Source organism: uncultured Gimesia sp. (assembly GCF_937910335.1).
Classification (GTDB): domain Bacteria; phylum Planctomycetota; class Planctomycetia; order Planctomycetales; family Planctomycetaceae; genus Gimesia.
The window spans coordinates 1-10,255 of sequence record NZ_CALEMX010000177.1; the positions used below are offsets into that span (position 1 = coordinate 1).

Annotated in this window: 5 protein-coding genes; all 5 read right to left on the reverse strand. The window is 46.0% G+C overall.

Features of this window, described 5'->3' with window-relative positions; genetic code table 11:
* Positions 1–874: 874 nt before the first annotated feature.
* The gene (locus Q0668_RS06790; protein ID WP_366918880.1) at positions 875–1,924 is read right to left on the reverse strand and encodes a nucleoside monophosphate kinase; all 1,050 of its coding nucleotides are present in this window, start codon (positions 1,922–1,924) and stop codon (positions 875–877) included.
* Positions 1,925–2,088: 164 nt separating this feature from the next.
* Positions 2,089–3,207: an SGNH/GDSL hydrolase family protein gene (locus Q0668_RS06795; RefSeq protein WP_298861769.1), complete on the reverse strand. Its 1,119-nt coding sequence runs from the start codon at positions 3,205–3,207 to the stop codon at positions 2,089–2,091.
* 207 nt (positions 3,208–3,414) lie between these two features.
* Positions 3,415–3,684 carry a hypothetical protein gene (locus Q0668_RS06800; protein ID WP_298861772.1) on the reverse strand — a complete coding sequence of 90 codons (270 nt, stop codon included), beginning with the start codon at positions 3,682–3,684 and terminating at the stop codon, positions 3,415–3,417.
* A gap of 126 nt (positions 3,685–3,810) precedes the next feature.
* A complete protein-coding gene (locus tag Q0668_RS06805) occupies positions 3,811–7,674 on the reverse strand; it encodes a mechanosensitive ion channel domain-containing protein (RefSeq protein WP_298861775.1) in 3,864 nt (1,287 codons plus the stop codon).
* Positions 7,675–8,450: 776 nt separating this feature from the next.
* Positions 8,451–9,923 carry a hypothetical protein gene (locus Q0668_RS06810; protein WP_298861778.1) on the reverse strand — a complete coding sequence of 491 codons (1,473 nt, stop codon included), beginning with the start codon at positions 9,921–9,923 and terminating at the stop codon, positions 8,451–8,453.
* Positions 9,924–10,255 lie beyond the last annotated feature (332 nt).

Sequence of the window (10,255 nt, forward strand, 5' to 3'; positions counted from 1 at the left end):
CATTATCGTGTGCCTGCGTGTTTTATAGCACTGGTAGACAAGTGCTGTAGAGAAGCTACAAAGTAAATAACTGATGTTCAAGGAAATTTTTGAATAATCTGCATATTTGTTACAAAACGATTTCATTGATCGTGACTATGCATCTGTCATATTTACGATCAATGAATTAATTGTATGCAATTACACTACAGCCACTTAGATCTGGGACTGCGATTTAAGATCTGGGGGCTATCACCAACATTACAAATAGAGGCAAGATAGAAATCACTGGGTTGAACCATAAAGATCACCCATGTTTTAGACTGGCGGATAGGATGATAGGGCTTGAAATTAAAACATCAAAAAAGGGACGTCTTTGGCCTACCGAATACTATAAAGTGTTAATTGATGCTCTCACCCGAGGTGGGGCTAAGCATAACCCGATAGAAGAATATCTCGAACTGGCAAATGTGCTAATCCGACATTTCCCAAATGGAACCTGAACCGACCGCACAGGCAGCAAGTTGACTCGATGATACCGTCCGACAGCGTGGCGTTCCACGAATTGGTTGCTTTTCGCGGAAACATGTAATGCAAACAGACATGCCCCATAGAACAGCCGCAGTATGTCCTATAAACTCATCAGCGAAATCAAAGTAACGGATCGCCGTAAAATCAGAGGTTTATGATACATGAATCAGGCGTGGGTGAATCGTCATCTTCCAATCTATTGTAGTCACCACACGCAGGTTCGGCGAATTCCTAACTCGCTTTGGAGCAACGACCGCGAATGAACGTTCCGTTGACGAGAATATTTACGGGAGCAATTGCTACTTCGAGACATAACCGTGGATCGTAGGTTTCGACATAATTCGCACTCAGGATCAACACCACCTTATTGCTTCTCATCCTTTGGATAAGCTCTCAAACCGAGCAGCATCTCAGCTCTCTCGGTAAGCGGTTTGTCAGCGAACTTTTGATCGGTGTACTCTGCGAGGTTTCTGACGACAAGGGAATAGACGGCCTGACGATCTTGACTGGTGTCAATTTCAATACATTTGTTTTTGCTCTTGAAGTACTCAACGGTGGGGAGCGTTTCCTCCTTGAAGGTGTCGAATCTCAGCTTGATACACTCGACATTGTCGTCACTTCTGCCGGAGTATTTGGCACGGCCCAGGATACGCTGCTCGAGAATAGGATACGGGCACTCGAAGTACAAAAATTTCGGTAGTTCCGCTTCCTTGCCGAAGATCTCGTGCCACGCTTCCAAATTAGACAGAGAACGGGGGAAGCCATCAAGCAGGAAGTTGTTCCTGCCTGTCGTTCTGATAACCGTCTCCATTTTATTCTTCAACAAGGTCACAATGATTTCATTGGCTACCAACTTTCCAGCTGCCAGGGATTCTTCGATTGTGGCGGCATTCGGCCCTCCAGCCTGAAGTTCAGTGCGGCAGAGATCACCCGTGGATAAGTGAGTCCAGCCGAGTTGAGACTCGGCAAGCTCACACATCGTTCCTTTTCCCGCACCGGGTCCTCCGAGTACAAATACGACGTTGGGATCGGGACAAGGTTGTCTCGGGTCGTAGTAGTGGATGGCAACATGAGGCGCAGGTGCGACTCCTTTTTTGTAAACGTGCCATTCTCTATCGGTTGGTGGCAGCGCATCTTCGCAAGTGATGTCGTATGCGAGATGACCATCAAGACGGCAGATTCTCCAGGACGTGTAACTATTGGAGTAGGACAGAGCAGGACTTCTGGCAGATTTTCCATCCGCGCGATCCCACGCCATCTTGCCGTTCCAGTAACCAAGGCTTGATGGGGTTCCCGATTCAGATTTGGCTGGCGGTGCCGTTGAAGGAACGAAGAGACCATCAACTTCAGGAAGACCAGATCCAGTCACTTCAACAAAGAAGGTGTTGGGTATGAGCTCGTTTATTTCGACCATCATCTCTTTTCCTAATAAATTACAGAGCGCAATCTGCGACAGTATTGTCTACACATGCACTCTGCCAGCGCGTCCAGACTCGACCTTGGATTCAGATTGGTTCTGTACTACCAGCGCCTTGGGGCGTTAATACTATCTGGTCTAACGTCGTGTGTTCAACATCCTCACTCTTCCAAGCGATACTTTAACCACGAATAAATACTGTCCCCGATTTGCTGGTAACCGACGGTATTGGGATGGACGCCGTTGTTAACGGGGTAGCCATTAACGATATCGAGGTTTAACTCGGTGGGCACGATGAACAGATTTTGTTTTTCGCGGCCTGCGAATTTTTCGATTTGTCGTTGCACCAGCCGGTGTTGAATTTTCTTCCAACCCCAACGGCTATAGCGGTCTTTGTAGTTGGCGAAAAACGCTTCCTGACGGGAATTCCCGGGCGTGGTCAAACAAATTCCGATCTCTGCCTGCGGCGCGGCAGCTTGCAGGGCTTTAATCAAGATATCGGCCTGGCTGAACATGCCATCGATTTTTGCATCAATGGCGTCCTGTTTCGCTGAGAAACAATCGTTGATGCCCAGCTTAATGATCACAACGCCTGGCGCGTTGCCGTTGCATTCTTCTTTGAAGTAACGTTTGAAGTCGAGGCCCGGCTTGCCGTCCTTACCGAGGTACACAAAAGGACTACTGCGTTTGCGATAGGTACCATCGGGGTTTGGTTCGTAATGCGCGGCGAACCGTTGCCAGGTCCAACCGCCGTAACCTTCATGGGCAACACCCGCGGCAGCAGATTTCGGTTTATGTGTTCCCAGCATTTGCCATTTCGGATTGCCGGATGTTGAGAGGAGTTCGGCGATTTTGTTTGAGTATGTGGTTGCATGTGTTAAGCTGTCACCGATAATTAACAACCGATACGTGTCGCGTTTGGAACCCGAATTGGCCGCCGAAACATGCAGGATCGTTTTCGCTGTCCCCAGGATCGTTCCGTTAGCGTCAGTCACTTTGACCGACAAAGGATGCGGGCCAACATCAGACGCTGTCGGCGTGATGGTCCAATGGTCCTGCTCGGCTTTACCGATTTTGCAACTGACTTCAAAACGATATTTTTCTGGTGTTTCGGTCAGCACGATGTTGTCGTAGTAGATATTCATCTCCACGCCGGGCACTGCGTAAAACGTGGGCGGTAACGTCAGTTGCAGAGATTTTGCTTTCTCTGCAGCGGCTGCAGGGAGCGCTGACAGAAGTAAGAGAAAAGATATACGGATCAGCAATCGGGGGGAGTTCATTTTTTGCACGGGTCACTCAATCTGGTATTAGCCGGGATTTCCCATTTGGGTTGGGCCTGAAACCGCTCCAGGCATCATCCGATACTTATCTTAACATTGCCCCCCCCCTCCGCGTCCAGCGCCTGACGATTTTTCTGGCAATTTCTTGCCGCGCTGGAAGTCCGTGACTCCGCTTTGACCTGACGAACCAGCCACGGCAGGCAATGGCTACCCCATACGAATCCATTTCGCGTCGCCGATAATTTCTCCATGATGTCCGTTGCCAGACGCGTTGCGCACCATCGTCCCTTGCCCCTCAAAGAAGTGATATAGCGCGAGCGAGTCAACATCGGGCTTGTGTCTCAGAGGGGGCGTGAACTCGTCCGTGTAACGTTGATTTGTCGAAACCCTCACTTCGTCGATGATTCCGTACATACCGAAGCCCATGCGGAAGAACTCGCCAGCAGCGAGATTTCCAGCAGAAAGATCGCCTTTCAACTTGACACGCCCCCTTTAACCGAATCCAGAGCTTGATATACAATTCAGGTTTTTGGACGTGTAATAAGGAGACGATTATGCCTACGAAACATCAATCTTTCTTCTTAAAAACTGTACCTCAACTTCTTACGCCGCATCTGCTTTGTTGTCTCTCGGGTGCATTTTCATGTTCGAATCAGAATTTTTCTTATTCTGTGAATTCTGCTCGGCTGTTCCAAAAGAAACGGAATCGGAAAATGATCGAATATGTAAATCCTGTTGTGGAAATGCGATTTCGATGTCAGCTTCTTGAAATGCTCTTTTTATAGCAACATTCAAATCGTGCAACACAGTAATATAATCGTCTCTCCGTCCAATAAACACACGCAATTCGAGATTAAGTGTGCTATTGCCGAATCCCTTAAACAGAGCAGTCGTACCCGGATCATTCAAAACCAGCGGATGACACTTAGCGACTTTCAGCAGTAAATCACTAGCCGTCGTAGGATCACAATCGTATGAGATGCCAACCGGAATCACGAAACGAGTAATCGGATCAGACAGAGTCCAGTTGACAACGTCTTCGGTAATAAAGCGCTTGTTTGGTATGATAGACTCTCTCCGATCATAATCGGTGATGGTGGTAGCTCGAATTTGCATCCGTGTCACTGTCCCGGTAACTCCATTGACAGTCACTGTATCTCCAATACGAATCGGTTGTTCAAAGAGAATGATCAAACCTGAGACGAGATTTGCAAAGATCTCTTGTAGTCCAAATCCAAGCCCGACAGTCATCGCAGCAGCCAGCCATTGCACACTAGCCCATTTGACGCCCACTAAATGGCAAGCCAGTATGAATCCTGCCAAACTCACTATATATCGACTTACCATTATGATGACATGCCGCATTGCATTATCTATGGGCAGTCGGCCTAAGATCGAAATTTCTAATAAACCAGGTAGTGTTTTCGTAGCAACATAAGTGCCGATAATAGCAAAAACACTCAACATTAAATCGGCAAGAGTAATAGGAACAATTTGTGGGACCTGCTCAGTAATTGTCTTACCATCTGCAGTTTGCATCCTCTGATTGACCATTTCAGTAATATTCCAAAGCTCGACTCGATCAAATATTTGTAAAGCAGGCAAGACATCGGACCAGACAAACCAATTACAGCACAGAAATGTCAGAAATGCAGCACCTCGAACCAGTTGACTCAGTTGTCTGCTAACATTCTCCAGGTCGATTGTTGAATCATTCAAGGTGATATCATCATGCATTTCAGGACGTGTTTTTAACTTTTCGAATTTATTCTTTAGAGATATTTTTTCTTTCATCTGATTCCAAACAACCAGAAATCCTCTTGTCACCAGTTCCTGAATCAGCACCAGCGCCAGCAAGAAACAGACAACCAGCCACATTCGCTGCAAGAGTTGGTTAGCAGTATAAACGTATCCCATATAAAGCAGAGCAGCTAAGGTTATGGGGAAGCCGATCCCAAATAAATAAGTTACAAATCGAAAGCGATGGCCCCAGACATTTCCTGAGCTTGCAAATGCTTGCGGGATAGCCCCTTTACTTGGTCTCAAAGAAAGGTGTAGATAAAATCCGAGAACGCCCAGGCCCGCTAAAAAAGAAAGACGTCCCAATGAATTCTGCCACTCTCCATTTTGATGACGAGACAGTAAACTGACGACAAATAATGTCGGTAGTGCTAAGAAGGCAAATCGATTCAAATTACGATACAATGGAGCTAAACTGGCTTGTGGCCAACCAAAGTGTTTGTCTGCCAGGCCACCATCGCGACAAATCATTCGAACTAATTCAATTACAAAATAAAACACAGCAACTGAAGTAAACGCATCTGCCAGACCTAGAACAAGGTCCGTTGCGTTTTGATTGAGTGACATCCACCAACCGACACACCAAAACATCAAAGGCCCCACGGCAGCCAGGAAAACCGTAATCACAAGCGCCCAAAAAGTGGGAATAAAAGAGAGATGATTCTCTTCGTGATTACGTTGTCCTAAACGATTCAACCATCTCTGCAAGCGTTTTCGACTTGCAAGCAAAACGATACAGGTCAGAACAAGCAATAGACTGGTTATAGGATTATCGCGTGCATTGCGTGTCGTACTTTTGTAGACGTCAATCCAACTTTGAGGCTTTAAGAAAGAAGCTAATGCATCATAGCTTTTGGCAAACTCTTTTTTACCAAGTCGATTTGCACTCGGAATCCATAAAATTTGTTCGTCAATATAACTACGATACGAGTTTGTTTTCGTAATCAACTCGCGCGACACTAATTCGAGATTGCTGAGGTTGTCATGGTAAGTATGATAGTCCAGTATCAGGCTATCTAGATATTGACGACGATCCTTAATGAGCTCGCGGACAATATTTTCGAGATGCTGAGGATGAACTTTCTCAGAGTCAACATCGAGATCAACCAGTGTCTTTTCGATGGTCTTTTCATAATCGCCGAGCTGTGATCGATCATTTTCCAATTCAAGTAGTGCCACTTGTGCGGCTTGCATTTCCAGTTCACTGAAAACAATTCTTTGTTTGTGAATTTTTATAGCGGGCAAATGATCTCGTCGGTTTCGCAGGAGCAAACCGATAGTCGGTGTCATACCATACACTTCGATTTTCTGTTTGACCGATTCGAAATCCTCGTTTATTTTTGTCAATTTACCTTGAGCACTCAAAAGGTAGCCGGAGGTACCGGAGACCACATCAATTTTTTTAGTTAAGTTCGTACGACTTTCTGCCAGAAGGACATTTGCTTCTGCATATTCACGAACTGCAGGATGTGCATTACTAGCTGCATTTCTCGCTTCGTTAGCTTGTCTCTTTGATTCAGAAGAACGAAATTCGTTAACAATAACTTGATAACTTTCAACCATTTTTTCTGCAAGAGAAACTTCCCGTTTGGCAAGATCGCGTTGAATAGGGAATATTTCTACCAAGGCTTCAGATCGATTTATCTCGGCATCAAACATTAGGAGTTGTTGAGTTAATGCCATTTGACGGGCTTTGTTCTCAATACCAATCACATAAGCTTCTTGTTCTGACAACGACTCGCTGCTAGCAGATTTTGACTCAGTAGCTAATTTCTCTAGTTGACTTTTTGTGCTCTCTTTTAATTTAGTCAGTTCTGTTTTGCGATTGGTTCGTTCTTTTGAATTTAAATCTTTTTCTGTTTGAACCAACTTCGCCTGGGCTGTTTTCAAAGAGTCTTTAGCTTGTCCTAATTGCTGTTCAAGTTGAGCTAGTGTTGCATCTGGCTTTGACTCAATTTTGGATGCTTGTGTTTCTGCTTCCAGTTTCTTTTTTGACTGCTTGAGTAACTCTGGAGCCTGCTTAATCTCCGCCTCAAACTGCCCAGTCTTTGCTTGATACTCTTTTGCATTTTCAATCCATTTAATTGCCTTAGTCAAATATGCTAAATACTCAAGCTTCTTTTTTGCGTCAACCGTTTCCGAACGCTCAATATTTTTGATGACCTCATTAATTTTGTTAACAGTCATCTCATCCTGCAAAGGGGAAATCGGCTTACTGGGAACTTCTGATATCCCTTTCTCTCCCCGCTTAGTACCATCTACTCCTTTAACATTTGCATCAACAGAGTAACCTGTCTGCAGGATTGACTTGTGAGCTTTGTCTGATTTATCAAAATGCGTCTTTGAAACATCGTTGTTTTTATGGGTGGGAGTCGTCTCAAATTGAACTTGCTTTATAGCTCTTGAATGCTCTGGTTCAACTTTACTGGTCCACTTGCTCTTAATCGGACTGGTAAAGGTTTGATTACCCCGACGGTTACGAAAAATATCATCAATCTCAACGAGAGATGATTCTTTCTTTGACTGGCCTGTCGCATCAGTTGTTTTATTTGATTTTTGAGCGAGTATCTTAGATTGCTGAGATTGAGCCTGCCAGTTTTGAGCATGGGACGCTTCGCTGACACATAAGACCGCAGTAAGTAGAAATACAAGACCAAGTTGTCTCATTTAATAACCTATGAAAATGAATTAATCGACCACCATTGAAAGGGAGCTTTAGATGGTTGAGATAGGGAGTTTGATGTTCGGATCTTCCACTATGCTCTTTCGCAAAACACAACCAAAATGGTTGGCAAAGTTTGACGACGAAAAATTTGCGAAAGGTGGAATTTGTAGTTTAGAGAATGAATGGAGAGAGGGTTGAGGGTGTGAGAATACAAGATTTGAACTGATCGGTAAAGGTTATTTTTTCGAACATACTTCATGGCACGCTACAATCACAATGTGACATTACTGAACCAGAGTCTAAGTCAGCGTCTTCAATTGTAACACAACGAATGCAAGTGGTGTCTGTTAACAAACTTCCCGATAAAGGGGTACTGTAAAGGGGTACTGTTTGACCTGCTGCCCGATGATCGACTCACACTATGTCGAGTGCTTTGGCAAAGCCCTTATCCGATTCCAATTGGCTGGACCTTTATCCCAATTCTTATTGGCATGTATGTTAAGCGAACGAGCGTGCAGCGTGCCTTTTTAATCGCCAGTGGATCTGCGCTCATGCTATGGATTCTTTCGATCGTGCTGGCAATCAGTTTGGATAAGTTTTCGACATGATCTAACTGTAAGCTATAGGCTGTGACAAGCAATCCTCATTTTATGAACATGATTCTCTGATAGCACTGCGGAAGGATTTTTTAATCCAGATCGCTTATTTATTTTGAGTCATTGCGAGAAGTGTTTTGCACGGGACGCCAGTACGTATTCTGGTTCGCAAAGCGAACTGATCAGGGCGTCGGCTCGTCCCATAGGCGGTTAATCGCTTTAACGGTTTCTTCGACCAGTGTCTGCCCTCCTTCAGGGCCGACCAGATTGCTTTGTACGATGGCGCTGTAGCCGCCGCCTTCTGCAGCGCGCCTGGTGGGAACATAGCCGCCTGTCTTGCAGGCCAGCTGAATAACAAAGGTCTGAAGGGCCTTGCTACGGGCTTTCATCTGAATGCCATACATCGTGAAGAGTTCGAACGGATTATTGCAGATGGCGATATCGCCCAGACGAATTGCGTGCAGTTCGACTGGATACGTCAGATCGGGTGTTTGTTCTTCATATCTCTTAATGACACCTTCGTACCATTTACGTTTTCGCATTGTATCTTGTCCCGCCTCTGCCTGTTTCCGTAAATCAGCGACGATGGCTTTGGTTTCCAGGTATTCGACTTTGGTGACCAGACGCGCGGGGAGATTGATTGTCTGAACGGTATGTTTGAATACCACGTCTTTATGAATGTCATTTTTTGCGACTGCATGGGCCTCATTGATCGCCAGTATGATACGACGGGCAATTTCCTGCATGCGGGTTAATTTGCGACCTTCCCGCATCCGGTTTTCTGCAGCTTTGCGAAATCTTAGATGCGGTGACTGGTCGCCAGCTGCGCCGATCCAGCCAGACAACTGGAGCTGGTCGCCATACTGTTTTCTCAGCTGCAGACGAACTTCGTGCCAGAAATCGGCGTTGACCGCTCTGCCACTTTCCACTTCCTGAGCTGGGCAGGCGACATTCACTGCCGTTGCGATGAGTTTGTTCTGTTTGTCCCAGAAAAACAAGACTTCGATACCATGATCTTCATAGCCTTCGATCCCGCGAAAATTGGCACTGTTGGTCGGGCCATACATGCGGGAGTTTCCATCTGCATAGAGCGTACGCCTGTTGTACGCGATGACAGCATGACCCATGCCCCAGCTGACGCCCCCCTCCTGTCGATTTTTCCAGGCAGTCGTGGCGGCTTCTGCCAGACGTGTCAACAGGAACTCTACGTATTCCTTTGGCTGAATAACGCCTTCGGCTGGAATAGCATAGACGCCTTCGGTGGTCACGGGAGCCGTATGTGTATGGGTGGCGTTCAGAAATAACTTGTTGATATCCAAGTCAGGTAACTGGGATTTTAAGCGACTGCGAAGCTGATCCTGCACGCCTGCGCTGATTCCGACCAGATCACAACTGATGATCAACGCCTGGTCTTCTACTTGATCTGCGTTCCGGGTTTCCAGCGCAAGCGCAGTGGCGGTGACGGGGGCTTCCACCTCTGTCGCGACTCTGGTGGCGAACTGGCCTGAAATGGCGACCGGCTGATCGGGAGTAATGTTGACATTCGCTGTTCCGATCCAGATTTGCCCGGCATTTGATTCCGAGATGAAAAACAATGAAAACAGACAACACAGCAACATGGAAAGGAATGGATGTTTCAGGGTGGGGAAGTTCATGCTGTGCCTCACGTACAGGGGGGGGGATTCAAATTGACTCGATGAATGTCGTTTCGCTTGATGATTGTGGTAAGAGCCTCTTGGATAATCAAGAGAATAATCGCAAAACATGCTGTTTATGTTCTACGGTATCGGTCACTCAGTAAAAACAATCAACATAAACAGTCTACCGATGTTGTTGGTGTTATTGTATCTGAATGAACATTGCATTTCAAAAATGAATGTACCAGAATCCCGCTCCGTTCTCCTTGCACAATCAGTAGCTAACGCATAGTTTGAGTAAAACTTGTTCCGTATTACCCACTGGGTCTGATGTACGGCCTTGAAAATCC

Excerpts from the sequence above, each read along its gene's own strand:
- Q0668_RS06795 (WP_298861769.1), bottom strand. The coding sequence starts at position 3,207 with ATGAACTCCCCCCGATTGCTGATCCGTATATCTTTTCTCTTACTTCTG.
- Q0668_RS06790 (WP_366918880.1), bottom strand. The coding sequence starts at position 1,924 with ATGGTCGAAATAAACGAGCTCATACCCAACACCTTCTTTGTTGAAGTG.
- Q0668_RS06810 (WP_298861778.1), bottom strand. The coding sequence starts at position 9,923 with ATGAACTTCCCCACCCTGAAACATCCATTCCTTTCCATGTTGCTGTGT.
- Q0668_RS06805 (WP_298861775.1), bottom strand. The coding sequence starts at position 7,674 with ATGAGACAACTTGGTCTTGTATTTCTACTTACTGCGGTCTTATGTGTC.